At 66.1% G+C, this 24,093-nt stretch carries 24 protein-coding genes; 3 read left to right on the top strand and 21 right to left on the bottom strand.

All coding sequences use genetic code 11. The features are described from left to right. Positions 1-8: 8 nt before the first annotated feature. The 11 genes from BJ972_RS17760 to BJ972_RS15220 form a co-directional block, all read right to left on the bottom strand. On the bottom strand, positions 9-1,106 hold the full coding sequence (locus BJ972_RS17760; protein WP_129175406.1) for a glycosyltransferase: 1,098 nt from the start codon (positions 1,104-1,106) through the stop codon (positions 9-11). Beyond that, entirely contained in the window at positions 1,106-2,125 is a 1,020-nt protein-coding gene (locus BJ972_RS15265) for a glycosyltransferase family 2 protein (RefSeq protein ID WP_129175404.1), read from the bottom strand. Before BJ972_RS15265 ends, BJ972_RS17760 begins: the two co-directional genes overlap by 1 nt. After that, positions 2,122-3,162, bottom strand: coding sequence for a glycosyltransferase family 4 protein (locus BJ972_RS15260; RefSeq protein ID WP_129175402.1), 1,041 nt, complete (start codon positions 3,160-3,162; stop codon positions 2,122-2,124). Before BJ972_RS15260 ends, BJ972_RS15265 begins: the two co-directional genes overlap by 4 nt. Further along, positions 3,149-4,561, bottom strand: a complete 1,413-nt coding sequence (locus BJ972_RS15255) for an O-antigen ligase family protein (RefSeq protein WP_129175400.1) — start codon at positions 4,559-4,561, stop codon at positions 3,149-3,151. Before BJ972_RS15255 ends, BJ972_RS15260 begins: the two co-directional genes overlap by 14 nt. After that, on the bottom strand, positions 4,558-6,027 hold the full coding sequence (locus BJ972_RS15250; RefSeq protein WP_129175398.1) for a lipopolysaccharide biosynthesis protein: 1,470 nt from the start codon (positions 6,025-6,027) through the stop codon (positions 4,558-4,560). The genes BJ972_RS15255 and BJ972_RS15250 overlap by 4 nt, the downstream gene beginning before the upstream one ends. Next, positions 6,020-7,270: a Coenzyme F420 hydrogenase/dehydrogenase, beta subunit C-terminal domain gene (locus tag BJ972_RS15245; RefSeq protein ID WP_129175396.1), complete on the bottom strand. Its 1,251-nt coding sequence runs from the start codon at positions 7,268-7,270 to the stop codon at positions 6,020-6,022. Before BJ972_RS15245 ends, BJ972_RS15250 begins: the two co-directional genes overlap by 8 nt. Then, on the bottom strand, positions 7,267-8,124 hold the full coding sequence (locus tag BJ972_RS15240; protein ID WP_164989942.1) for a glycosyltransferase: 858 nt from the start codon (positions 8,122-8,124) through the stop codon (positions 7,267-7,269). The genes BJ972_RS15245 and BJ972_RS15240 overlap by 4 nt, the downstream gene beginning before the upstream one ends. Before the next feature lie 32 nt (positions 8,125-8,156). Beyond that, positions 8,157-9,275 (bottom strand): polysaccharide pyruvyl transferase family protein, encoded by a 1,119-nt coding sequence (locus BJ972_RS15235; RefSeq protein WP_164989941.1) that lies wholly within the window; start codon positions 9,273-9,275, stop codon positions 8,157-8,159. 190 nt (positions 9,276-9,465) lie between these two features. Continuing rightward, complete coding sequence (locus tag BJ972_RS15230; RefSeq protein WP_206736517.1) at positions 9,466-10,416, bottom strand: glycosyltransferase; 951 nt, start codon at positions 10,414-10,416, stop codon at positions 9,466-9,468. A gap of 33 nt (positions 10,417-10,449) precedes the next feature. Then, entirely contained in the window at positions 10,450-11,940 is a 1,491-nt protein-coding gene (locus BJ972_RS15225; RefSeq protein ID WP_241830825.1) for a sugar transferase, read from the bottom strand. A gap of 260 nt (positions 11,941-12,200) precedes the next feature. Continuing rightward, positions 12,201-12,413: a hypothetical protein gene (locus BJ972_RS15220; protein ID WP_129175386.1), complete on the bottom strand. Its 213-nt coding sequence runs from the start codon at positions 12,411-12,413 to the stop codon at positions 12,201-12,203. A 228-nt stretch (positions 12,414-12,641) separates the two neighbouring features. Between BJ972_RS15220 and BJ972_RS15215 the strand changes: the two genes are divergently transcribed. Both BJ972_RS15215 and BJ972_RS15210 read left to right on the top strand, forming a co-directional pair. Further along, positions 12,642-13,289 (top strand): response regulator transcription factor, encoded by a 648-nt coding sequence (locus BJ972_RS15215; RefSeq protein WP_241830824.1) that lies wholly within the window; start codon positions 12,642-12,644, stop codon positions 13,287-13,289. Further along, on the top strand, positions 13,286-14,524 hold the full coding sequence (locus tag BJ972_RS15210) for a sensor histidine kinase (protein WP_129175382.1): 1,239 nt from the start codon (positions 13,286-13,288) through the stop codon (positions 14,522-14,524). Before BJ972_RS15215 ends, BJ972_RS15210 begins: the two co-directional genes overlap by 4 nt. 30 nt (positions 14,525-14,554) lie before the next feature. Here BJ972_RS15210 and BJ972_RS15205 read toward each other — a convergent pair whose 3' ends face one another. The 3 genes from BJ972_RS15205 to BJ972_RS15195 are packed head-to-tail and all read right to left on the bottom strand — an operon-like array spanning position 14,555 to position 17,506. Beyond that, the gene (locus tag BJ972_RS15205) at positions 14,555-15,469 is read right to left on the bottom strand and encodes a hypothetical protein (RefSeq protein WP_129175380.1); all 915 of its coding nucleotides are present in this window, start codon (positions 15,467-15,469) and stop codon (positions 14,555-14,557) included. After that, the gene (locus BJ972_RS15200; RefSeq protein ID WP_129175378.1) at positions 15,459-16,055 is read right to left on the bottom strand and encodes an arsenate reductase/protein-tyrosine-phosphatase family protein; all 597 of its coding nucleotides are present in this window, start codon (positions 16,053-16,055) and stop codon (positions 15,459-15,461) included. Before BJ972_RS15200 ends, BJ972_RS15205 begins: the two co-directional genes overlap by 11 nt. Then, positions 16,052-17,506, bottom strand: coding sequence for a tyrosine-protein kinase domain-containing protein (locus BJ972_RS15195; protein ID WP_129175376.1), 1,455 nt, complete (start codon positions 17,504-17,506; stop codon positions 16,052-16,054). The genes BJ972_RS15200 and BJ972_RS15195 overlap by 4 nt, the downstream gene beginning before the upstream one ends. A gap of 97 nt (positions 17,507-17,603) precedes the next feature. On the opposite strand from BJ972_RS15195, the gene BJ972_RS15190 reads away from it, so the two are divergent. Continuing rightward, a complete protein-coding gene (locus BJ972_RS15190) occupies positions 17,604-18,287 on the top strand; it encodes a CPBP family intramembrane glutamic endopeptidase (protein WP_129175374.1) in 684 nt (227 codons plus the stop codon). Positions 18,288-18,298: 11 nt separating this feature from the next. Here the strand turns inward: BJ972_RS15190 and BJ972_RS15185 are convergent, their stop codons facing one another. The 7 genes from BJ972_RS15185 to BJ972_RS15155 all read right to left on the bottom strand — a co-directional run bounded on the left by BJ972_RS15185 (position 18,299) and on the right by BJ972_RS15155 (position 24,085). Beyond that, positions 18,299-18,454, bottom strand: coding sequence for a hypothetical protein (locus BJ972_RS15185; protein WP_164989940.1), 156 nt, complete (start codon positions 18,452-18,454; stop codon positions 18,299-18,301). 72 nt (positions 18,455-18,526) lie between these two features. After that, positions 18,527-19,420, bottom strand: a complete 894-nt coding sequence (locus BJ972_RS15180; protein WP_129175372.1) for a hypothetical protein — start codon at positions 19,418-19,420, stop codon at positions 18,527-18,529. A gap of 26 nt (positions 19,421-19,446) precedes the next feature. After that, positions 19,447-20,490 (bottom strand): DUF8320 family protein, encoded by a 1,044-nt coding sequence (locus BJ972_RS15175; RefSeq protein WP_129175371.1) that lies wholly within the window; start codon positions 20,488-20,490, stop codon positions 19,447-19,449. Beyond that, positions 20,487-21,476 carry a sensor histidine kinase gene (locus BJ972_RS15170; RefSeq protein ID WP_129175369.1) on the bottom strand — a complete coding sequence of 330 codons (990 nt, stop codon included), beginning with the start codon at positions 21,474-21,476 and terminating at the stop codon, positions 20,487-20,489. Before BJ972_RS15170 ends, BJ972_RS15175 begins: the two co-directional genes overlap by 4 nt. 191 nt (positions 21,477-21,667) lie before the next feature. After that, positions 21,668-22,315 (bottom strand): response regulator transcription factor, encoded by a 648-nt coding sequence (locus BJ972_RS17755; RefSeq protein WP_129175367.1) that lies wholly within the window; start codon positions 22,313-22,315, stop codon positions 21,668-21,670. Positions 22,316-22,589: 274 nt separating this feature from the next. Beyond that, on the bottom strand, positions 22,590-23,366 hold the full coding sequence (locus BJ972_RS15160) for an ABC transporter permease (RefSeq protein WP_129177258.1): 777 nt from the start codon (positions 23,364-23,366) through the stop codon (positions 22,590-22,592). Then, the gene (locus BJ972_RS15155; RefSeq protein ID WP_129177260.1) at positions 23,363-24,085 is read right to left on the bottom strand and encodes an ABC transporter ATP-binding protein; all 723 of its coding nucleotides are present in this window, start codon (positions 24,083-24,085) and stop codon (positions 23,363-23,365) included. The genes BJ972_RS15160 and BJ972_RS15155 overlap by 4 nt, the downstream gene beginning before the upstream one ends. Positions 24,086-24,093: the final 8 nt, after the last annotated feature.

Here is a 24,093-nt window from a genome sequence, read left to right as displayed (position 1 = left end):
GGGCATCATCAACGTCCACTAACCACGCGGGACTGCAAACGCACGACGAGATCGCGCAGATCCTTCGTGCTCGACTCTGGGGTGAAGCGGCTCAACCACGGGTAGAGATCGGATTCGCTTAGCTCAGCGCACGCGAGCACAGCATCCGCGATGACGGCCGGATCCGCGCTTGCCGAGAGCTGGCCGGAGAGACCAGGAACGACAGCGTCGGCGGTACCAAGCGCAGCCGAAAGCGCAACTGAAGGAAGTCCGGCGCACGCAGCCTCGACGAGAACATTTCCGAACCCCTCACGAAGCGACGGCAGCAGGACCACGGAGTTCGATGGGGTTTTCACAAACCACTCTTCCTCCCAGCCCGCGTGTTCGAACTCGACGTTCAACTCGCGAGCGGTCCGAAAACAGGCATCGAGCAAAGGGCCTTCTCCGAAGCTCACTACTCGAGCCGCAAGTCCGCGTCGGTTCAGTTCGTGTGCGACGTGAAGTGCCAGCAGCGGCTGCTTCTGTTTGACCAGCCTCGACGGAAGCACCAAAGTGATCGTGTCGGTTGCGTTCACGGCCTTCACGTAGGTGGGCTCAAGCAATCCGGGCTTCGAGGTGGCGGGATTGGGGACGACAGTGCACTTGTCACCGTCGACATTGAACCAACTGACGAGCTCAGCCGCTACGGGGTGCGAAATTGCGACTGCATGATCGGCTCGCCGGTACAAACGACGCGCAACGGCGATCTTCAGCCTGTGGCTTCGCGAGGCACCCTTCATGCCGAGTGAGACCAGATTGCGCTCGCTAATGAGATGCAACGGCCTGTGCCCGTCGCCCAGAGAGCGCAGAGCCGTGAGCGCGATCAGATTGGGATACGTCTGAAGCGAGACGACAACATCGACACGCTCCATGGCAAGGAGCGATCGTAACGCCTTGATCTGCGCTGACCGGCCGCTACCCAGCGCCGTTACCGGCACCTTCGTCCATCGCTCAGAACCGTCGGCACTTCCCGAGGCGATGGCGATGCTGACGTCATCTCCACCGGCCTGCAGAGTGTCCGCCCAGGTCCGAGCAACGAACTCAGCACCACCTCCGTGTAGCGATGTGATGAGGAATACGATTCTCACTACGACCTCCGTCGCTTGATGTGCGCTACGCGCTGAAGTGCCATACGCGGCACTGAATAGAAAGGTCCGGCTGTCCGCGCCAGCAGGGCTCGGCGCCGGACGGATGGTCGCAGTTGATCGAATGCCGAACGCGGTAGTTGACGCAAACGGGCTCTCGAGCGCCTGCTCTCAGCAACGACGACGCCGAAAGGTGCACCTACGCGGCCCGGCGTCTCAGCCATCGGCAAGAGAACGAACCACGTCACGAACGACGCGTAGAGCGCGGAGTCGACGAGGTCAGGTGCATCGGCGACGAGATGAGCACGAAGCTCGGCCACACACACATCGAGGTTGTCGACGCGATGCTGGCGAGATCTTGTGATCGACCCCTCCCGCACCACGTGTTGATACAAGACGTCGGGAATGAACGCGATGGTCTCCGACTGTGAGATAGCGCGAGCGACTCCTGTGAAATCTGACTGCGATGACAACAGGCTGAACAAGTTGTCAAGCAGCACCTGTCGCCGGAAGAGCTTGCTCCAGAGATAGCCGTGCAATTCTCCTCCGAGCAACGCGATCCAGGCGTCGCGACGCGACAGCGCGCGCTCGTCGGGAAGGCCATCGATGACAGTGGCCTGGCGGCCGACGCCTACTAGCTGCGCTTGACACACGACAACATCCGCCCCCGTACGTTCGGCGGCCGAACGCAGTAAGTGGATGATCTCCGGAGACCACTCGTCATCAGCGTCGGCGAACCACACGAACTCGCCGCGCGCGAGAGTCAACGCGTAGTTCCTCGCCGACGCAACTCCCGCTGATCGCGGATTCTGCACAACGCGGAACTGATCGAGCCCACGGACCGCCTCATGAAGCACAGCCCAGGTGTCATCGGTCGAATGGTCTTCGACGATCACGACCTCGGTCAGCTCATCTGCTGCGCCCACGAGGCGGGCAACGAGATCGGATACGAGGTCTCTCCCGTTGCGCACGGGCACGATCACGGTTACGAGTGAAGGATGGATCGGCTCAGCAACACTCATCGCGCGCTCATCGCAGTCCACTCGTGCTCCAGATCAGATCTAACGTTTTCGACGGAGTATCGCGTCTGCACTCTGCTGCGGGCCGCATCAGATCGGTCCTCGAGATCAGTGCTCGTCGCAAGGGAGATGAGACTCTGCGACAGCGCATCAGCATCGCCAACTGGAACGACGTCGCCGATGCCTTCGATCAGCTCGGCCACCTGGCCCACAGGGGTGCCCACCGGCACGCATCCATTGGCCATCGATTCGATCAGGAACATGGGCAGCGCTTCGTGGCGGGACGGGAGCACTGCGATGGCAGCCTGAGCCTGGAGCTTCATGCTCTCGTTGTGCGGTACAGCGCCGACGAGTTCCGCACAACGAGGAATATCGCTCACATGAAATCCGGATGCCATCGGCCCGGCCACCGTCAGTTTCCATCCGTCCATCGAGTCGATCGATTTCGCCCATGCCTCGAGGAGAACATCGACACCCTTCCGATGACCGACCTCTCCGCAGAACAGCACGTTCTTCTGCTTCACGGCAGATCGTGAAGGTATTCGTATCGCGTTGACCGTCTTCACTACCCTCACTCCGCTGCCGCCAACGAGCCGTTCCACAATGCCCTTCGACTCGTCGGTCAGGACGAAGACCGTGAGCGCGGATCGACACACGAACGACACGAGACGAGGGCTCTTCGCGGCGAACTTCGCGAACTCGCTGCCATGGAGGTGGATACCCACCGGGACTTTGGCCATACGCGCGAGAACGACGAGCGAACCCTCACGAATAAACGAACCGCGAGCGGAGATGTGAACCAGTGCCACGCGATCACGGCGGAACGCCATCGCCAGAACGACGCCCAGCGAACGCAGCCACCGAAAGACGGAAAGCCTATCTCCGCGCCCCTTCGTGGTGCGCACGCCGCTCAAGTTGAGTCCCGTGTACTCCCACGACAGGTACTCGTTCACGACCTGAGCCATCCCACCCGGCAGGTCGCCGAGCGGACCGAAATGCACGACCTGGATCTTGCCTGCTGACACATCACCTCTCGGCATAGGTCACCTCCTTATGCGCGATTGCCCGTGATCGAGGTCCCCACTCGGCGTTGAGCGCGATGATGAGGAGACAGCCGAGGAGCACATGTGCGCTCCGGCGGTCGTCGATGAGGTTGTAACCGGCGATTGCGACGAGGTACGCAACAAGACCGCCAAACGCGGCGATATCGATTCGACGTATCGTGACGCTCAGAGCGCTGACACACAGGAGAGTGAAGACGACGAGCCCGGGAATGCCCAGACTCACGAGGATCTGTAGGTACGAGTTCTCGATCGGAAGCGTGAATCCGAATTGCTGGGCCGCTACTGCGGAAGTACCCGGCCCGGTGCCGAGCCAATGTCCCCATTCGGCAGCGGAGAGCGCAACCGAGAACCCGCCGTCCCGTGCATCAGTGGACCCGGCTGCCTCCGTCGACGTCCACCGGTCGACCACGGACGTACCGAACACGACCGTGACCACACCTGCAAGCGCGAGCGCGCCAAGCCCGACGAGACGTTTGGAGCTGCGCCCCTCGCTTCGGGCACCCGCAAGCAGATAGACGGCGAAAATCGTGACGATTGCAGCGAGTATGGCTCCCCGAGAGAGGGACATCACCACGCCGGTTAAAGAAAGTGCTCCTCCGACGAGCGCCGATTTGCGGCCATACTGCAGCCACATGCCGACTCCCAGGCCGAATGCGACGACGAGGAACGTCGACAGGAGGAGTGGATGACCAAAAGGGCCCTCGGCTCGATACATCGACCAGTGCTGCGAACTTGGCATACCGAGCGCCCAGTACAGGAAGTTCTGACGGAGAGCAGACTCGATCACAGTGTAGAAGCCGATGATGCCGCCCAGGGCAATCCATGTGGACTTCAACGCGCGCGCTTCTCGCTCAGAGAAGCCAACACAGACCGGGACGAGGACTGCGGTGAAGAAACTGATCGCCCAGCCTTGGCCCTGACTTCCGAGAGCTCCAGCGAACAAGGTGAAGATAACCCAGACGCCGAGGGCCAATGCCGACCAGAGACCGACATGCGAATTGCCGATCCGCGGCACGCTCGCTGCACCGTTCGCATGCTGACGCAACGAGTCCAGAAGGCGCCGAATAACCCAGAGCATCAGAATCAGTGTGGTCGGTGGTAGAGGAAGCGAAGCCGGCAACGTGACGACGGCGAAGACTCCCAGCGCGTACAGGCCGAGCATGATGGCCGGCAACGACCATGTCGGAACGAGGAGGAGCACGACAATTCCGACGATCATCGCAGCGACGCCGACGATCGACGCAAATCGCACGGGCTGAACTGTGTGCACGGTCGCGACAGCGAAAACCGCTGTACCGGCAGCGACGGCCAGGGCCCAGAACGCGCCGACGGCCACCGACTTGAAGCCACGGGATGGCTGAGTGAATACGGTCATTTCTTTCGCCCTCCCATGAACACCCGGAGCGCAGCGAGAGATGCCAGATCGCGGCGGAAGCTCGGAACTATTACAGCGCACACCGCGACTGCCGCGACAAACGCGAGAAGAGAGATTGAAAGAACGAAGAGCGGGTGCAGGTTTGCGACCAGAAGACCGACGGCGAACGCAGCGCCGCCTGCGACGGCATAGACGACTACCGTGCGAATGCCGACCCTGAACATGCGACCGACGGGAGCGTTCGATACACGCCGAAGCCACAGCAGCGTGCACGGCCAGAGCAGAAAGCTCGCGGCGGAGTATGCGATCGCGACTCCGAGCGCCCCGAACATCGAACCCACGACGACGCTTCCGATCAAGAAGGGGCGGGTGATGAGGGAGAAGACGAGGTAGCTGGACGTGAGCCCCTTCGAAAGAAACACCCAGTAGCAGGCGTAGTTTGCCATCGACGCGAGTCCGCCGATCGCCAGAGCCTGGAACAGCGGTGCGGCCGAAACCCACTGGTCGCCGAGAACGAACGAGAACAGCACGGTCGCTTGTGAGGCGGTGAACGCGAGGACAACGGCGACAACATGGAGCAACGCGGTCTGACCCTGAAGAATGAACGCGTCGAAGCGAGGCTTGTCGTCTTGAAGTCTCGACAATATCGGCAGGGCTACGCGCGTCGAGGGCGCCTGCAATTGGTTCAAGGGAAGCAACAGCAATTGGAACGCTCGATTGTAGAAGCCCAATTGAACAGGTCCGAGCGCCAACCCGATGACGAACGAATCAGCGTTCTTCCCTGCGTAGTTGACGAGTTGAGAGCCGAGCAGCGAGATACCGAATCGGAAGAACGGCCGGATGTCAGCCTGCCGGTTGTACCACCGAGGCATCCACCTCGTCGACACGGCTGAGCCAGTCGCACTCACGAGAGCGATTGTGACCTGCATGGCGACCAGAGACCAATACTCCGCACCAAGAAGCGCAGCGCCGACGCCCACAGCGAGACCGACGAACTGGCTGACGACGTCGATCACGCTGAGGGTTCCGAACTTAAGCGATCTGTTGAGGTCGGCTCGGAACTGGGTCGCGACTCCGTTGATGAGGAACGTAGTCGCCAACAGCTGTGTGATGAGGGTCAGCCTCGCATCACCGTATAGGACCGAAAGCAAAGGTGCTGCCGCGAAGCAGATGAGCGACAGCACGACGCCGATCACGCTATTGAGCCAGAAGAGATTACTTCGTTGCGCATTGCTGAGGGTCTTCGACTGGATAGCCGCAGACGACAGACCGAAGTCGCGGAATAGCTCGCCGACCCCGATAACCACGGTGACCATCGCCAGGAGACCGTAATCCTCGGGGCTCAAGAGACGGGCAAGCACGATAATCGACAGGACCTGGAGGAGTATTCGCGCAAGCTGCCCGAATCCCGTCACCGCTGCACCGCGGAACGCGGATTCTCCGAGCGACCGAGGAGGCTTAGCCATCTTTGCCTCGACCTTCGAGGACTCGACGCGCCATGGCTCTCACACGCCGGGGCAGCGAACGCTCAAAAGTTCCCCTCGCCGCCTGAAGGTTCTTCTTCGCGTAGGGCTTCGCCAAACGAATCAAGCGATAGCCCTTCATCGACGGAATGCTCCGTCCTGCTACACGACGACCGACCAGCCGTCCCAGAAGTGTTCGCTTCCGGGTCACCTGCAGCGGTTGGATTCTAGCCACGTCCTCGAGGTCGATCGGTTCAAGCCGTATTGCGCCTTCAGCAGCAGCACGGAGCAGGAGCGCATGTCCTCGCGAGGTCCGCGCGATGGCCACAGACACGCCAGCTGTGTTCTCGAAAACAGGAAATCCTCTTTCGTCCGCCTGCCAGTAGTCACCCACCGCAACGTCCGCATCGGCGCCCGTACCGTCAGGACACACCTTGCAACGCCACTGCAGGTCCTTGCCCAAGTGCGCTCCCCACGATTCCTCGTAGCTGAGCCGTTCAGAGGAGTCGCGTGTGTTCACCCGGAAGTATCCCGGCCATCCATCGCCACGGTACGCGAGATCGGTGACGTCGTCGACGTCGGCACCTAGCAACACGATGAGTCGGTTCGTCGCGTCCTGGCTCGGCACTCCTGCACAGAAGAACGACAGAGTCAGGGGCTGAGCTGCCTCATCCTGTCCGGCGCGTTCGCGAACGCGCCGGAGGGCCGATATCTCGCACGGCTTCCCCACGACGGCTGTCGTTTCGCCCAGGTCTGGCCGAAGGACAGAGACCGGGGCGTAGCGAGATCCAGCAGCGGCGAGCGCTTCGTTGCGGGTAAGGATGGTCACGGGGACCGTGCGAGTTGGAGACGCAGCCGATGCCGCGGCTCCTGCGACGGATGGAGCCAGCTTCTGCTCGACGATGAACGTACTGAGTGCAGTCAATACTCCTGCGCTACTGCCACGGTGCCGCACCTCGTCATCGACGGCGACAGCACGCCATGCTGAAACATAGCGACCGAATGTCGGGTGAGACTCGAATTCTCCGGCGTCAGGGGCGCGCATCGATCGGCCTGGGCACACCTCACGGAAGGCGGCTGCAGCGTTGCGCTCCGATTCCAATGCACCGTGCGTGAACTGAGGCCGCATGAAACCATCACGCAACCGCATCTCCACTCGGTTCGACAGCATCGAGCATCCGCCGCAGCCGGAGCAGTTGCCCTCGCGGACAACCTTCTCTACGGCACGTTCGAAACCTGTGCTCACTTCTGCTTCCTCGCTCGAAGACCGGCAATGAGCCCAGCCGTCGTTCCTCGGATAGAGGCGGACAGAGCTGCGCCGCGTCGTCCCGGCTGCACGTTCGCAGACCGCAGCATGCGTCGCCAATACCTTGGGCTCGAGATGAACCACCACAGGGCGGAGGATGTGCGCAGATTGAGGAAGCCGAAGAGGATTCGATTTCGACAGTTGTATCGGAAGTAGGTCGGAGACTTCTCGTCTTCAAGCCCTTGCGTACCGCCCGCGTCATGAAGGGCCGTCGCAGTTTCGACGACGCGCAGGCCGCCGCCGCTCGCCCGCCACCGGAAGCTCAGGTCGACGTCTTCCCAGTAAAGGAAGTAGCGCGAATCGAATCCGCCGAGGTTGCTCCAGGCGCGGGCCGGCACCAACATGCACGCACCGGTGAGCCACACAGGATCGACCGGTGCGGCCGCGTGTCGCGCCACGCCCTTCGAGACATCGAGCTCTCCACCTCGGAACCAGACCTTTCCGTCGGGACGCAGGATGAGCGGCGAAAGTATTGTGTCGTCATCCGCCTGTTCGATCAGCTGATCGAGCGAATCTGCACGGATGGAGGCATCAGGGTTGAGAAGCAGAACGTGGCTGCATCCGCGGTCGATCGCCGCTTCGGCTCCGGCATTCGACGCCGAGCCAAAGCCGACGTTCTCGGACATGGCAATGTAGAGCCACCCCTCTGCTTGCGCGAGCAGCTCAGTTGCGTCGCGCTCGAGTTGAATGGTCGAGTTATCGACCACCACGATCGCGACTCCGGGAAGCGGGTTCTTCGCGAGGTTCTCTCTCAACAGTTCCACTGAGTTGAAGGCGACGACAACCGCTGCCACCTGTGTGCTGCGTCCGGGTGGCGACGCCAACGCTAGACGCCCTCTCGAACGAGGGTCGACCCGAGTGCACGAAGCGCGTCGGTTACGTTCGACAACCGATCATCCGCCGCCTCTCGAAGCGCGGCAAGGTACGCGTCCCACGTCGAAGCATCCCGAGCCACGAGCGCCAACGTCTGTTCCTGGGGACGTTGCTCCGTCTTGAGGTCAATCGAGATGGGCCAACCGAGGTCACGAAGAAGAGGAGCGAACTTGCGCGAGTAGGCCCACGGGATCGCGGGCGTTCCTACTGAGAGCGCGTTGAGACACGCGTGCATTCGCGAACCGATCACGATGTTTGCTCCCCGCAGTGCGCTACGAACCTCGTCGAGGGAGTTCGGAACAACGGACTTCACTCGGTCTCCGAACTCACCTTCCAGTTCACGCATAGCAATGAGGTCATTGTCCTTCGTCGGATTGTCGATCACGTGTGCGAGTAACGAGACACGACGCCCGGAAGCATCGAGCTGAGTGATGAGGCTGCGAACCGATTCCTGATACCGCGATGCGTCCACGTGCGAGTTCTCCTGCCACAACAGTCCGGAGACGTTGAGAAGAACATCACGTGCCGGACCAGCGTCGGGGATCTGGAGCCCGAAGACGACGTCGGTTGACGGAAGGAGACGCCGCGCACCGAGCGACTTCGCATAGTCGAGGCTCGCGCTGTCACGCGCGAACGTGCTGCTCGCCTTCGAGAGTGCGAATCGCGCAACCAGTCGCGAGAGGAATCCGTCGAAAGGCCCAATTGTCTGCGGACCGAGGACGACAGGCAATCCGAGCGAGGAGGCCGTGAGCTGCGTGTAGATGATTCGCCCGAGTCGGTTGCGACCATAGATATCGGCGAAGCTGTCGCCTGCACCTGTGTCGACGACGAGATCGAAGCTCCTCAGCCAGCGTTTGATAGGACCCTGCGGGCGCCCGATGTCGGCCTTGACGAGTTGCATCGAGACGCGGAAGCCCTCCTCATTGGGGCCGAGATCCTGAAACGTGATCGCGGCGTCCGGCCAGACCTGGCGGACCAACTCGGCGCTGCCTTGAGCAAGTGCGCGCACTCCCAGATTCGCAGAATGAGCGTTCGCCCAAAGGATCAGGACGCGGGGGCTGACGTCATTCATGGTGTAACGAGTCCACATCTCACGAGGTTGTCGGAATTGAGTTCAGCGCCGCGTACGATGAGCGCGCGGCCTCGCTGATTGCATGATCCGGGCATGGGCCAGGCGATGGTGCCACTCAGCGCGGCGAACGCGAAACCAGGACGGAGTCCTGCGAGCTCGATTCCCGAACCGTGGAACTCAAGACTATCCTTCACGCGTTGACCATGTCTGACGGAACGATCGACCGAGCACTGGCAGAGATGATTGTCTCTGCATCAAGGTCGGGGCCATCGACCGCGCGAGCAATGTCGAGCGAGTTGACGAGATCGGCGATCTGCAGCTGGTGATCATCGACGTGCTCGTTGCGAACACGCCGCCGAGTGACGAGCACGGGAAAGATGCCGAGCTCGAGGAGCGCGAGCAAAGAACCGACACCAGCGTGCGAGATGACCGCGTCAGCCTCGAGCGAGTATTTCTCGAAGTCGGCGCCTGACACTTGCTGAAACACGCGCCCCGGAAGATCAGTACGGCCATATGTCTCACCAAGCTGCCACACCGTGCGGTCATCGGCGAGCCCGGAGGCGAGTACCTGATCGACGACTGAGTCGAAGCGATACTTCTTGATCGTTCCGAGTGTGACGAAGAGACTCGGATTCTCGACAGGCGACTGTTCGATCGAGGTGAAGGACTCGAGCACGCTGCGGTGCGGCTGCCACCGGTGATCGGCCCAGCCGTGGTGCTGTGTGAAGAGTTCGGCCGATCGCGTAGCCGCGATGATGCGCCCGGAGAGTGACGGACCGTTGACTCGAGAGACGCTCTCGATATATGTGGTCTCGATTCCACGCGACTTGGCGACGGGAAGAACAGAGACCGCAAGCGCCGCGCCCGTGCTCACTGCGGCCTCGAAGCTTTCCGAGTCGAGAAGTCGCCTCATCTGACGAGCTGCACCGATCGCTCGACGGAAGTCGCGCGAAGCGATGTACGGGACATAGTGCACCCGCTTCCCGGCGAGGAGTGACTCACTCTGAGGAGTGCGGAAAGTGACCCACAACGAATCGTCGGACGCACCGAGGTAGGGCGCCAAACGAGCCAGTTGTGCGAGGTGCCCTCCGGTTGACGCTGCAAGCAGCAGCTTGCGCGACGGGCGAGCGTCAGAACTCACGATGTCCCCTTCCATGATGCTCTAGCTCTTCCTTTAGTACGCACCATCCCGGGCGAAGACCGCTTTCACGGTGCGCCACAGGATGATGATGTCGCCCGCGAGCGACCAGTTCTCGACGTAGTACAGGTCGAGACGGACGGTTTCTTCCCACGACAGATTCGATCGTCCGCTGACCTGCCAGAGACCGGTGAGTCCCGGCTTCACCAGGAATCGACGGTGCACGTGGCGGGCGTACTGATTCATCTCGCGCACGAGCGGCGGACGCGGACCGACGAGCGACATCGAGCCGCCGAGCACGTTGAAGAGCTGAGGGAGTTCGTCGATGCTGAACCGACGCAGGAACTTGCCCACGGCCGTGATGCGCGGGTCGTCCTTCATCTTGAACATGACCGAATTGCCGGCATCGCGATCCATCTCGGCTTCGAGCGCCTTGAGGCGATCTTCGGCGTCGACGACCATCGAGCGGAACTTGAGCATCTCGAACGTCGAGCCGTTAATACCGACGCGCTCCTGGCGGAAGAGGATGGGTCCGCGCGACCCGAGCTTCACGAGCAACGTCACTATAAGAAGGAGTGGCGAGAGCACGACGATAATCCCGGCCGCGCCGAGAAGGTCGAGTGCGCGCTTCGCGAACTGCTTGCGACCCTCGTACCGCGGAGTCTCGACGTGGATCAGTGGCAGACCGGCAACCGGTCGAGTGTGCAGGCGGGGGCCACCGATGTCAACGAGGCTCGGCACGACGACGAGGTGCTGCCTGCCGGGCTCGAGGCCCCAGCTGAGCTGACGCACCCGGTCGGGCGAGAGTTCGTCGGCACTCGTGATCACGAGCGTATCGGCGCCCGTGACGCGCAGAGCGGAGAGTGCCGAGTCGAAGGTTCCGATAACAGGGACGTCGATTCCCGGCAACGTTTCAGAGGGATCGTCGTCGGGCACGCACGCGCCGACGACGACGTAGCCCGCGGTGGGTACCCGGGCGAGCTCGCGAGCGATGAGCGCCGATGACGACGGAGTACCGACGAGCACGACCTTCGAGACGAACTCGTTCTGGCTGCGCTTGACGTTGAGCCATTGACGCCAGAGCCATCGAGAGAAAAGGAGCACGACGAGCCCGAGGGGCAGCGAGATGAGCACGTAACCGCGCGCGAGGTCGAGCTTGATGAGAAACGCGACGATCGCGACGAGGCCGAAGACCCGGATCGTCGCATCGGCGATGAGCTTGTACTCCTGCGTTCCGGAACCGACGACGCGATAGCCGCGCGTACCGTAGGCGGCGAGCGCCCCCATCCAAATCAGGACGATCAAAATCGAGACAACGGTGTAGCTGACACCGATGTCGACACGCGAGCCACTGAAACCCATGGCTTCACTGTCGGCGCCGAGCCAGGCGAACTGCGCGCCGAAGACGGCCCAGACGAGCACGAGGGAGTCGGTGATTGCGAGTCGACCCGAGTAGCGGTCGCGCCAATCCGTGGCGATGCCGCCGGTGCGCGTTGCACCTGCATGACCCACTGATTGCTCCGGCACTGCGATCCTTCGTCTACGCACGACACGTGATTGCTGGTCGGCGTCGACCTGCGTCCGAGTCTAGGGAAAACGGAGGCTGTACTACTGATTGTGTCGTGACTGTTTACTCAGCCTTAACGAGGGCCGCTTCTCGCGGGAGAGTTCTACTATCGCACGGCCTCTCCCAATGCCCCCCCATTCGGCCCGACATTCGGGTGTCGGCCGGGGAATCGTGCGTGGCAACCCTTCTGAGTACAAACACTCAGTCGAGAATGCCGGGTCTATCCGGAGATGCTCACGCTCGTACCCGTGCCGGGTACGTCCTTATCCGCCGAGAGCGCGGCGTACGCGAGTCCGATCGCGGCGGCGGCGACAACCGCCAGGATCACATAGTGCCACCACCGGTAGCCTCGGCGACGCGGCGGTCGCGGCAGGCCCGTCCGACCCGAACTCGTCGTGGCTCGGCGTACACGAGCATCCGTGTCATTCACCATCGCGACAGTCTCCTGATTCTCGTCAGACGCTCGATCTACCGAGCGGAGCCGATGCTAGGCGTGCACATGGCGAGTGTTCGCATGGGGTGAGTATTTCCACGCAGAATTACCTCGACTGGGGGGTACGAGGCAGCGAAAAACGGCGGCAAGAGGTGGTTATGCTCAAGAAGTCGCCAATAGCCCGGAGTCCTGTGGCGGCATCCCCCCACTGCACGACCAGGAGATCCGGTGAGTGTTCTGCGTGTCGCGATCGTCGAGGATCAGCCACTCTTCCGTCAGCTTCTGACGAGCCTGGTGGCCTCGGCTGCCACGTTCGTCGTGCACGCTTCGGTGTCGAGCCTGACGGAGGCTCGAGCGCGGATAGACCCCCGGCAGATCGACGTCGCGCTCCTCGACATCGGCCTGCCCGACGGCAGCGGAATCGACTACGGGCGCGAGCTTCGGCGCGAGCGCCCGCGGCTCGGCATCGTGCTGCTGTCGGCCGTCGACCGCATGGATACGCTGCTCGATTTGCCCGCGGCCCAGCACGCCGGGTGGAGCTACCTGTCGAAGACGTCGTCGCTCTCGGCACGCGACCTCATGCTGACCCTGCGCGCCGCTGCGGAGGGTCGGAGCGTTCTCGACCGGGATCTCGTCGCCCGCCGCCGCGCGCGCACGAACACGCGGCTCGCTGCTCTCAGTCCGCGCCAGAGCCACGTGCTGTCGCTCCTCGCCGAGGGTCATACGAACGCCGCCATCGCCCGCGAGCTCGACGTGTCGCCGCGATCGGTCGAGAACCATGTCTATGCGATCTACTCGACGCTCGGCATCTCGCGCGATGACGACCGCAATGCACGCGTGCTCGCCGCGCGCATCTATCTCGCCGAGACCCGGTGACGACCCCGATCTCGGATTCGAACGCTCTCGCCCTTCGCGAGAGTCGAACTCGTCGCGACGACGAGGCGCGCGACACGCGCACGACCGTCATCATCGTCGGCGTGCTCGCGGCCTCGCTCGGTGTCGCCGCCACGGTGCAATCCGTGCTCATCTTCGGACTGCAGTCGGCCGATCTGCACGCTGAAGCATCGCCCCTCGCCGAACTCGCTCGGCGCTTCAGCATCAACCTCGTCTCGGTCACGATCGTCACGCTGTGCGCGGCCACCCTGCGGCTGCCGCAGCGACGCCGCGCAGTACAGATCGCCCTCTCGGCGGCCGTGGGCACCGGCGTCGCACTCGTGAGAGCCGGGCTGCAGCTCGTCGGCGGGGTCTACCTCGGAACCCAGCTCGACGCCGCGGCACCCGATGCCCTCGTCGTCGCCGTGATGGTCACGCTCGTCTTCATGACCGCTCTCACGATCACCCGTGCACAGCAGCGGGCACGGCGCGAAGCTCGAGAGCGGGTGTTCCAGGCGACCCTCGCGTCCGACGCTCTCGCCTCGCTGCAGCAGGAAGAACTCCGTGTGCGTCGCCTCGTCGCCGACGGCATCCACGGCTCGCTGCAGAATCGCTTCGTCATCCTCGCGGCAGAGTTGGGCTCGATCGCGCGCGAGTCGTCCGCACCGCACCGAGAGCGCATCGACGCCGTGCGGCGTCAGCTCGACGAGCTGCGAGAGACGGAACTGCGCTCGCTGAGTTCTGCGCTCTACCCCGAGCGGCTCGACGACGGTCTCGTGCCCGCTGCGCGCGCGCTTCTCGCACGCTTGCCCGCCGGCATCGCCACTCGCCTCCGGGTGCGCGACACCGCCGCGTCGAACGACCGCGACATGCGCCTCATCGACGTCAGCAAGAGGCTGCTGCTCGTGCGCGTCATCGAGGAGGCGCTCACGAACGCCCTCAAGCACGGCACGGCGACGAGCGTCGCCCTGTTCGTCTTCCGCGAGGAACGTTCCGTCACGATCGAGTTCCATGACGACGGAGTCGGTATTGACGGCCCCATCGAACTGCACGGACTCGCGCTCCTTCGCGATCGTCTGCACCACCACCGCGGCGAACTCACCCTCGACTCGAGCGCGGAGGGCGGGGTCGTCGTGCGCGCCGGCATACCCCTGAACCCGGACGAGGAAGTTCCGGCACCCGCCGAGAGTGCACCTCTACAACACCGCACTGAGCCGTGCGAGCCGGCCACCGCCTGAGACGCGGGGAATCGGGGCACAGCGATGGCGCTACTGCACGCTCACCGAATCGTTCTGCCACACCCAGGTGGACTCGCCGACGCGGTCGAGAGCAAGGCTCGTCGGCGGCGCCTCCCCCGCCCGGCACGTCGTCGCATCGGGAACCGCGACATCGGCGAGAGCGACGCCCACACACGACTCATCGGCCACACGAGCGATCGTCACCGCACCGTCATCCGCCATGGCCAGCGCACCGACGTCGGCCACCGCGAAGGACGACCAGTCAGCGGCGTCGTTCGCGCGCACGCGCACGTCGCCGTCGCACAGCACGGCGACGGCCACCGGGCTGCGCGCGACCTCGCGCGCCGGAGCGCAGGGCGGCGGGGTGGCGACGCCGTCGATGACGACCGTGACGCGATCGGCCGGGTCGACGTAGGAGCGGGTGCCGAGCTCGCCCGGCGCCTCCTCCCAGAACTCACCGGCCGTGAACGATCGGAAGACCGTGACCCGGCAGTCGTCGCCGGTCTTCGCGACGAGGCTCACGGGGCCGCCCGCGACGACATCGATCGCCAGCACTTCACGGATGCCGGCCGGCGCGGTCGCTGACGCCTGCCACGTCGCTCCGCCGTCGGCCGTCGACTCGACGACCGGCTCGGCGCCGCCGCACGAGCCGGGCACGGCCCGCCACGCGGTCGACGTGTCGAGCGCCTGGAGCAGACGCAGCTCGGGCGCCACGAACGGCGCGGGGGTCTCGGTCGGGGACGCGGTGGGCGTGGGCGCCGCCTCCGCCGTACGGTCAGGCTGGGGCCGCACCTCGGGCGCGGACGGGCTCAGCGCCCACGCCACGAGGGCCGCGTCGATCGCGACGAAGACGATGACGCCCGCCGTGATCCAGCGCCGACGTGCCCGCTTGCGACCCTCGGTCGGCAGGGGGCGCTCGGCGCGGGGTGGCCGCCTAAACGCCATCGCTCCGATTCGCGGCGACCGGTGCCGCGGCGGCCAGTGCCGCGGCGATCACGCGCGTCGAGTCGTCGATGAGGCGACCGGCCTCGTCGTAGACCGACTGCTCGCGGCGGTACGGGTCGACGATGTCGTCGTCGGCGGGATCGGCGGGCGGCGGGAATGCCCCGCGGAGAGCGGCGATCTCGGAGACGAGGTCGATGGAGGCGCGCAGAGGCGCCTGGTCGAGCGTGCCGTCGGCCGACGCCGCTTCGATGAGTCGGGCGAGTTCACGAAGGGTGAACGTGTAGCGACCCGCACGCGGCACCTCCTCGACGACCTCACGGCGGTGCGACCGGCTCGCGACGAGCACCAGGTCGGCTGCCTCGATGAGAGCGGGAGTGATCTGCCTCGCGGTATGCGTCGTGTCGCTCACGCCGAGCGCGCGGGCGAGATCGGCCGACTGCGGCGTCATCTCGTGGCCGTCCATCGCGCGCGTTCCCGCGCTCTCGACCGTCGCGGTCACGCCGGCCTCGGCGAGGCGCTCGCGCAACACCTGCTCAGCCAGGGGCGACCGGCAGATGTTCCCCGTGCAGACGACGAGGATGTTCATGAGGCCGAAGTCTTCGCGTCTTTCTTGGCCTTCTTGGCGGCGCGCTCGGCCTTGTCGGCCTTCTCGGCCTTCTCGCCCTCTTCGACGCCATAACCGTACCCGTAGCCATAGCCATAGCGGCCGTAGCCGTAGGCGTCGGGGCCCTTCGTCGGCATCATCGTGAGCACGAAGCCCGAGATGGTGGCGCCGACGTTCTCGAGGGCGCCGACGGCACCCTTGAGCTGGTTCTTGTGCGTGCGGCCCGCGGCGACGACGACGATCGCACCCGCGACGACGCGCGACAGGATCGCCGCGTCGGTGACGGGCAGGAGCGGCGGGGCGTCGAACAGGACGACGTCGAACGCGCCCGAGAACTCTTCGAGCAGACGCACCATGGCGGCAGAGCCGAGCAGCTCGCTCGGGTTCGGGGGGATGCGGCCGGCGGGAAGCACGTAGAGCTGGCCGCGACCCCACTTCTGCACGACGTCCTGCAGCTCGGCGCGGCCGATGAGCAGGTCGGTGAGACCGGCGCCGCCCTCGATGCCCATGTACTGGTCGACCTTGGGGCGACGCAGGTCGGCGTCGACGAGCAGCACGCGAGCACCGGCGTCGCCGAGCGCGATCGCGAGGTTGGCGGCCGTCGTCGACTTGCCCTCGCTCTCGATCGAGCTCGTGACGACGAAGGCGCGCGAGGGGTGACCGACGTCGAGGAACTGCAGGTTCGTGCGGAGCGTGCGGAACGACTCGGCGCGCGGGCTGCGCGGGTCGACGTGCACGATGAGGGGCCGCTCGCCGGCCTTCGCGTCATACGCGATGCCACCGATGATCGGGCGGTCGCTCACGAGTTCGACGTCGCGCTCGTTGCGGATGCGGGTGTCGAGCGTCTCGAGCAGCACGGCGAGGCCGATGCCGAGCGCGAGACCCACGAGGGTTCCGAGCGCGAGGTTGAGCGGCACATTGGGGCTCGTCGGCGACTGCGGAACCGAAGCATGCTGCACGAGGGTCAGACGCACGGGCGAGGCACCCTCGGAATTCGTCTTCTCGATCGTCTCGACGACATTCGTGAGGCTCTCGGAGATCTCGGTCGCGAGTTCGGCGGCGAGAGCCGGGTCGTCGTCGACGACGGTGATCTCGATGAGGGTCTCGTTGAGCGGCGCGCTCGCGGTGACGTTGCGCGCGAGGCTCTCGGAGGAGCGGTCGATACCGAGGTCGGCGATGACGGGAAGCAGGACGATCGGCGTCGTCGCGAGGCTCGCATACGTCTTCACGCGCTGCTGGGTGAAGGTGTTGCCCTGAGCGAGTTCGCCGACGGTCTCACCGCCCGAGGTCGACACGAAGACCTTCGCCGAGCTGGTGAACTTCGGCGTCTGCAGAATCGAGTAACCCGCTGCGGCGCCGAGGCCGATCAGGGTCAGGAGGGCGATGAGCACCCATCTCTTACGCAGAATGCGAATGTAGTCGCGAAGCTCCACTCGGTTTCCCCTCCGATTGCGGAGTCGTACGCACTCCGATTGACATGGTGCCATAGTTCGATCGAGCCGATCGCATCGTCGCCGCTACGCTGACGGGGTGACCGCCGCCTCCGACGCCCCGCAGACCCCGCCCTCGGTGCTGCCGTCCGCGGTCGGTGTGGTGCTTGCTCTCGCGGGAATCTACGGTTTCGGCATGCTGGTGCGCACCGTCGTGGTCCCCTTCGAAGCACAGCTCCTCGGGTCGTATCTCGTGGTGTGGGTACCACTCATCGCGGTCGTCGTCTGGGCCGTCGCCACGCGCCGCACTCCGGCTCGATCCCTCGGCCTGCGCTTCACGTGGCTCGACCTGCTGTGGGGCGCCGGCATCGGTCTGCTGCTGCGCGCGGTCGCGACGCTCATCGAGATCGGCGTCTACGGTCAGCCTGCGGTGCACCTGCAGCTCGGCGACACGGGTGCCGACCTCTGGTGGCTGTTCGGTGTGGTGCTCGCACCCGTCGTGATCGGCCCGATCATCGAAGAGGTCTACTTCCGCGGGTACGTGCAACACAGCGTCATCCGTGCGTCGACGCCCGTCGTCGGCATCGTCGTGACGGCGCTCGTCTTCGCACTCCTGCACCTCGCGGAGGTGACGTCGCCGGGCACGGCGCTCGTCGTCGGCCTCGCGACCTTCGTGTTCGGCCTCGCGGTGGGCACACTCGCGCACACGACCGGCCGCATCGGCGGCGCGATCATCGCGCACATCGTCTACAACGGAAGCCTCATCGCGACCCAGCTGCTCTGAGTGCTCGTGCGTCACTTGAGAATGTAGGCGGCCACGGCGAGCGCGACGGCTCCGATGCCGACGACGATGAGCAGGGCCAGGAGCCACGGCGAGGTGCGGCTCGAATCGCGCGGCGGACGGACAGGTGTGGGAGCCTTCACTCGCGGCTCCGGCGGCGGTGTCGGCATAGCCCGAGACTACGTCGGCTCGCCCATAAACGGAGGCCCGACTACCGATTTGTAACGACGTGTTCACATGCGTCACAGACCGGCGAGCGACTCGACCGTTACTGCGTCGCCGACGCGGGTCAGACCCGTCATCGACATCGACGACGACTGGCCGTTCTGGCACGTCTGGTAGACGAGGTCGAAGCCGCGCGGAATATCGTCGGTCGTCGCCGTCGCCTGGTTCAGGATCACCTGGATGCCCTCGACGCGATACGTGCCCGAGTGCTCACCAGTGAGAGTGATGAGCGTGCCGGGCTCCTGCGGGAACTCGCGCCCGCCGCACGACCAGTGCTCGGCGATCGTCGGCACGCCGTCGTAGCGCGCGGTGAGGTCGACCGAGCCCTTGCACGCGTCGAGCTCGGGATACCAGCCGCTCGCCCAGACCGTGTTGACGTAGCGGTCGCGCACGATGCGCTCCTGCTCTTCTGTCCACGCGGCGACGGCGAGAGTGATGTCTGCTCGCGGCCCCTCGAGCAGAGCGGATGCCGCGGTGAACCGGTCGGTCTCCGGAACGCCTGCTCGGGCGAGCTCCTCGGCACGCGCGCGATCGGTCGCACCGAAGTCGAGGGCGGCTGTGCTCCCGGCGGCGCGCACCGCGGCATCGAGCGCATCGAGCTCGGCACGGGCCGCGACCCGAGCCTCGTCGGCGGTGTCGACGAGGTCGGCGAACGCCGCGCGCGGTGCGTCGTCGAGCACGCGCCCGTCGCTCTCGTCGAGGGTGTCGTGAGACTTCTCGAGAAGGCTGTCGGCTGCACGGAACTCCCCCTCCGCACGCTCGAGCAGAGCCGAGGCACGCGTCGAGGCGGCATTCAGCGAGTCGGCAGCGATGGCCGACGAGACGATCGCCCCCGTCGCGACCGAGGCGACGAGCACGACGGCCGCGATCGATCCGGCGATCACGAAGCGCCGGCGGCGGGGAGAGGTCATGAATCCAGTGTGCCTGAGTGGCGCGCTCAATTCACCGTTCCGTCGCGCATGACCGCGTAGACGTCTTCGACACCGTCACGTTCGATGGCGACCGACGCGACCGCGAGACGGCCGGCGGGCAGGAGCCGCGCCGTCACCGATCCCGTGTCGAGGGAGAGGAGCTCGGCGGCGAGCAACGACAGCGTCGCCGTCGTATCGGTCTCGCCGTCGGAATCGTCGAGCAGGGTGACGACGACGCCGCGTCGCCTCGCCGAGCGCGCCACCGCGGCGATCTCGGGTGTCGCGAGTCCGCGACCGCGCACCTGATCGCGGAGTGCCGCCTCGACGAGGAGGCACTCCTGGCGCTCGTCATCCGTCAGCGGCTCACCGGCGGCGACCTTCGTGAGCAGCCCGCCGGCGAGGCGGTCGAGGCGGTCGAGCTGCTCAGCGCGCTCGCGCATGCGCTCGGCCTGCGTCGCCTCGGCCTCCTCGCGGTCGACGAGACGCATGGCGATCCGGGTCATGGATGCCGCGAGCGAGCGCAACCCGATGGCGATGAGCGACGCGACGGCGAGAGACCCGGCGTGACGCACGACGAGTTCGACGCCGTCGAGGATGCCCGCCTCGCTCACGAGCGACCACACGAGTGTCACGACGACGACGAGCGCGAAACCGATCCAGGCCTCACGCGCCCGGGCACGCAACGAGAGCACCATGAAGATGACTGTCACGGCGCCCACGTGCCACGCCGCGAACAAGGGCCGGTCGGTCGGCGAGAGCTGGAAGCTCTGCAGCACCGTCACAGCGACCGAGAGCCCGACCACCCCCCACGCCCACTCGCGCGGGTACGGGTCGGGCGCGGATCGCGTCACCCAGAACGCCGCCACGACGACGCCGGCGAACGCCACCGCTGTGCGCCACGGCACGGCCGCGGCATCGGGCAGCGCGAACGCGAGCACGCCCTGAGCTCCGATGAAGATCAAGAGGATCGTGCGCGCCTCGGGCCCGGAGAGCTCGAGGAGCGACGAGACGTCGACCCGCACGCGGGCTTCGGCGGCGCGCGGCTCGGCGCGTTCGGCGACCGCACTCATCGTGCCTCCCAGACGAGCGAGACACGGGTGCCCTCACCCGGTGCACTGACGACACTGGCCGATCCGCCCGGGATCGCGCGCATGCGTGCCTCGATGCTGCGCGTGAGCCCGAGACGGCCGGGCGGCAGCGACAGGCGATCGAAGCCGCGCCCGTCGTCGCGGACGACGATCTCGACGGCGTCATCCGTCACCGAGAAGAGCACCGCCCGGCGAACGCGCGGACCGGCGTGCACGACCGAGTTGCGCACGGCCTCGGCGGTCGCGCTCTCGAGGGCCTCGGCCACGTCGGCGGGCAGGGCGAGTTCCGACAGCGGGCCGCGGAGGAAGTCGACCCACACGGTGTAGGTGGCGAGCAGCGAGCGCAGCCGCTCGTCGAGCTCGTCGGTCGAGATGGCGGCGCCGCCGGGCTCGCGCACATCGGCGAGCTCGGCGAGCGTGCGCTGCGCCTGCGCTGCTCCCGCGACGCTGTCGAGCGTTCCGCGGCCCGCCATGAGGAGCGTGGAGATGACGCCGTCGTGGATGAGCGCCTCGAACCGCGCCCGCTCGCGCTCGCGGGCGGCTGCGGCGGCGTGCTCGCGTGCCTTGGCGGCGGATGCCACGATCGAGGCGTCGAGTCGGCGGGCGTTCGCGATCGCGGCGACCGAGCATCCGACGAAGATCGAGCAGAAGACCGCGCTGTAGAGGGCGATCTCGAGAGCTTCGACCGTCGCGTCGGGCGAGCTCGACGACCTCTCGGCGATGACGAACGTGAACGCCGTCGTGATGGCGAGGTAGCCCCAGACGGGCGGGCGCGGATACGCAACGACCGCGGTGACGGCCGGGATCGCGGTGAGCGAGAGGGGCCACACGTCACCGTGAGGCGCGACACCGATCGGGCCGTCGAAGGCCCAGAGCACGAGAAGACCGATGTAGCCCACGGCGGTGACGCCCGCGAGCACGCGCACGAAGACGATGCTCGCCCGGATCGCACCGAGCGCGAGCAGCACGGGCAGGCCGAAGGCGATCGAATAGGCCGCGATCGATTCGCTCGGAGCCTCGGGGTTCAGCTGTTCGAGGAACGGGGCGAGCGTGAGGACGGAGAAGAGGAGTGAGGCCGCGCCGGCAGCGACCGCGACGAGGCGGACGGTGCGTTCGTACGCACCGCGCCATCGAGCGCGGGTTCGGGCCGGCGCGGAACTCAGCTGGCCCTCCCGGGAGCGGGGAGAAGGCCGTCTTCGATGGCCCGCTGATAGAGCTCGACCTTCGTGTTCGCCGGGCGGCCCGCGCGAGCGTACTTCGACCGCACACGACGGATGTAGTCGAGGACCGTCGACTCCGACAGGCCCGTGCGTGAGGCGACGAGCTGGGTCTTGGCCCCCGCGGCGTACATCGAGAGCACCTCGCTCTCTCGAGCGCTCAGTCCGGCATCCGCGAGCAGGGGGTCGCCGTCGATCGCGGCCGCCCACTCGGTCGAGGCCACGGGTTCGCCGCGTGCCGCCTGCAGCACGGCTTCCTTGAGCACGGTCGCGGGCTCCGACTTCCGCACCACTCCGAGCACGCCGGCGTGGGCCGCCGAACGCACGAGCACGGGGTCGTCGCCGCCCGTGAAGGCGAGCACCTCGGCACCGGAGTCGCGGATGCGCCGCACGTTGTCGATCGGCATCGACCCGTCGGCGAGCCGCAGGTCGAGGATCGCGAGGTCGAGGGCGAGGCCCTGCTCGAGGAGCTCGTCGACCGTGCGCACCGTCGCCGCGACCTCGACCTCCGCGAGCTCGGAGAAGAGCTCGGCGAAGCCGTGAGCGACGATCTCGTGATCATCGATGAGTGCGACGCGAAAAGTTCCCACGAGGGTTCACGCTACTCCCCGAGCGCGGCGGGGCACAGTCGGGATGACGTTCGCGCGCGTCATCCGCCGCCCTGGTGCCGCGCTCGGCGGTCGTTCGTAGGGGAATCGGCGCTGTGTAGGGGATCGCGCGGCTTCTCGGCCTACGAAGGGTCGAATCCCCTACGAACCGCGAGGGCGGGGCCGGGCCGCGCCGGGCGGGGCTGGGCCGGGCGGGGCCGGCCGGGCGGGGCGGGGCCGGGCCGGGCCGGGCGGGGCTACGCCCGGCCGGGCCGCCTCACGACCAGCGGAAGAAGCGCGTCGCGAACGCACCGCCGACGACGAGCGTCACCACGAGACTCACGATCGACGCGAGATCGGGAACGTTTCCCACCCACGCCGCCGACATCGCCTGAACGGCCGCGCCGAAGGGAAGCGCCGTGCCGACCTCGGCGAGCGCGGGCGGCAGGTTCGTGACGGGCCCGAACATGCCGCCGAGCGCGCCCATCGCGAAGAACACGACGAGCCCCACCGCGACGGCCGAGTTAGCCGTCGGCACGACCGCGGCGATGACGAGTCCGATCGCGTACATCGCGCCTGCGGTGAGGGCGAAGACGCCGACGGCGAGCGCGAGATTGCGCGGAAGCCCCGCCCCGAACATGAGCATCGCGATCGCGACGGCGAGCACGACGCCGACGAGGGTCTGCGCGAGGCTGACGGCGACCTGCGCCCCCAGCACGAGCGACGGCCGCGCGGGCGTGACGGCGAGCCGCTTCAAGACACCGCTCTTCCGATACGTCGCGAGGAAGCTCGGCATGTTCACGACGCCGATCGTCGCGACGACGACCGCGAGCACGAGCGGCAGCACGTAGACGTCGAAGACGGTGAGGCCGTCGGTGCCTGGCAGCACCGCGTCCTCGATGCCGAGCCCGTTCATCACGAGGATGAGGATCGGCAGACCGATGGGGATGACGAGGCCGGCCGTATCGCGCACGACCATGCGCAGCTCGGCGCCGACGAGGGCGGGGAACGCGCCGATGCGCGGCGGGGCGGATGTCGGCATAGACGTGGTCATGAGGGCTCCCCCTTCTCTCCGGTGAGTGCGAGGAACGCGTCATCGAGGGTCTCTCCCCCGGTGCGCGAGACGAGCTCGGCGGGAGTACCGCGCGCGATCACGCGCCCCGCGTCGAGCACGACGACCCGGTCGCACAGGCGCTCGACCTCTTCCATGAGGTGACTGACGAGCAGCACGGCGAGGCCGTCGGCCCGCAGGGCGCGGACGAGCGACCACATCGACCGGCGCGCCTCGGGGTCGAGTCCTGTAGTGAGCTCGTCGAGCACGACGACGCGCGGGTCGCCGATGAGGGCGAGGGCGATCGAGAGGCGTTGCTGCTGACCGCCCGAGAGGTTCTCGAAGCGCGTCTTCCGCTCGGCGGTGAGCCCCACCCGCTCGAGGAGCGCGTCGGGGTCGAGACCGTCACGGTAGAACGAGCGGTACAGGCGGGCGAGCTCGCCGACGGTGAGCGCGGCGTGCAACTCAGCGTCCTGGAGTTGGACACCGAGCACCGCGCGCACGCGGCGCCGGTCGCGAACGGGGTCGAATCCGTCGACGCGCACCTCACCGTCATCCAGCCCGATGAGCCCTGCGATCGCGGCGACCGTGGTCGACTTCCCCGCGCCGTTCCGACCGAGGAGCCCGACGATCTCGCCGTACTCCACCGTCAGACCCACATCGTCGATCGCGGTGCGCGAGCGATACCGCTTCGTCGCTCCGCGCAGTTCGATGGCCGTCATGGAAACCT

It is taken from the genome of Agromyces atrinae (genome assembly GCF_013407835.1).
In the GTDB taxonomy this organism is placed as follows: domain Bacteria; phylum Actinomycetota; class Actinomycetes; order Actinomycetales; family Microbacteriaceae; genus Agromyces; species Agromyces atrinae.
This window is presented reverse-complemented; position numbering and strand designations above follow the sequence as displayed.

Bases quoted from the DNA above. Each gene is read 5' to 3' on its own strand.
- BJ972_RS15265 (WP_129175404.1), bottom strand. From the start codon at position 2,125: ATGAGTGTTGCTGAGCCGATCCATCCTTCACTCGTAACCGTGATCGTG.
- BJ972_RS15260 (WP_129175402.1), bottom strand. From the start codon at position 3,162: ATGCCGAGAGGTGATGTGTCAGCAGGCAAGATCCAGGTCGTGCATTTC.
- BJ972_RS15255 (WP_129175400.1), bottom strand. From the start codon at position 4,561: ATGACCGTATTCACTCAGCCATCCCGTGGCTTCAAGTCGGTGGCCGTC.
- BJ972_RS15250 (WP_129175398.1), bottom strand. From the start codon at position 6,027: ATGGCTAAGCCTCCTCGGTCGCTCGGAGAATCCGCGTTCCGCGGTGCA.
- BJ972_RS15235 (WP_164989941.1), bottom strand. From the start codon at position 9,275: ATGAATGACGTCAGCCCCCGCGTCCTGATCCTTTGGGCGAACGCTCAT.
- BJ972_RS15220 (WP_129175386.1), bottom strand. From the start codon at position 12,413: ATGGTGAATGACACGGATGCTCGTGTACGCCGAGCCACGACGAGTTCG.
- BJ972_RS15205 (WP_129175380.1), bottom strand. From the start codon at position 15,469: ATGGCGTTTAGGCGGCCACCCCGCGCCGAGCGCCCCCTGCCGACCGAG.
- BJ972_RS15200 (WP_129175378.1), bottom strand. From the start codon at position 16,055: ATGAACATCCTCGTCGTCTGCACGGGGAACATCTGCCGGTCGCCCCTG.
- BJ972_RS15185 (WP_164989940.1), bottom strand. From the start codon at position 18,454: ATGCCGACACCGCCGCCGGAGCCGCGAGTGAAGGCTCCCACACCTGTC.
- BJ972_RS15180 (WP_129175372.1), bottom strand. From the start codon at position 19,420: ATGACCTCTCCCCGCCGCCGGCGCTTCGTGATCGCCGGATCGATCGCG.
- BJ972_RS15175 (WP_129175371.1), bottom strand. From the start codon at position 20,490: ATGAGTGCGGTCGCCGAACGCGCCGAGCCGCGCGCCGCCGAAGCCCGC.
- BJ972_RS15160 (WP_129177258.1), bottom strand. From the start codon at position 23,366: ATGACCACGTCTATGCCGACATCCGCCCCGCCGCGCATCGGCGCGTTC.
- BJ972_RS15155 (WP_129177260.1), bottom strand. From the start codon at position 24,085: ATGACGGCCATCGAACTGCGCGGAGCGACGAAGCGGTATCGCTCGCGC.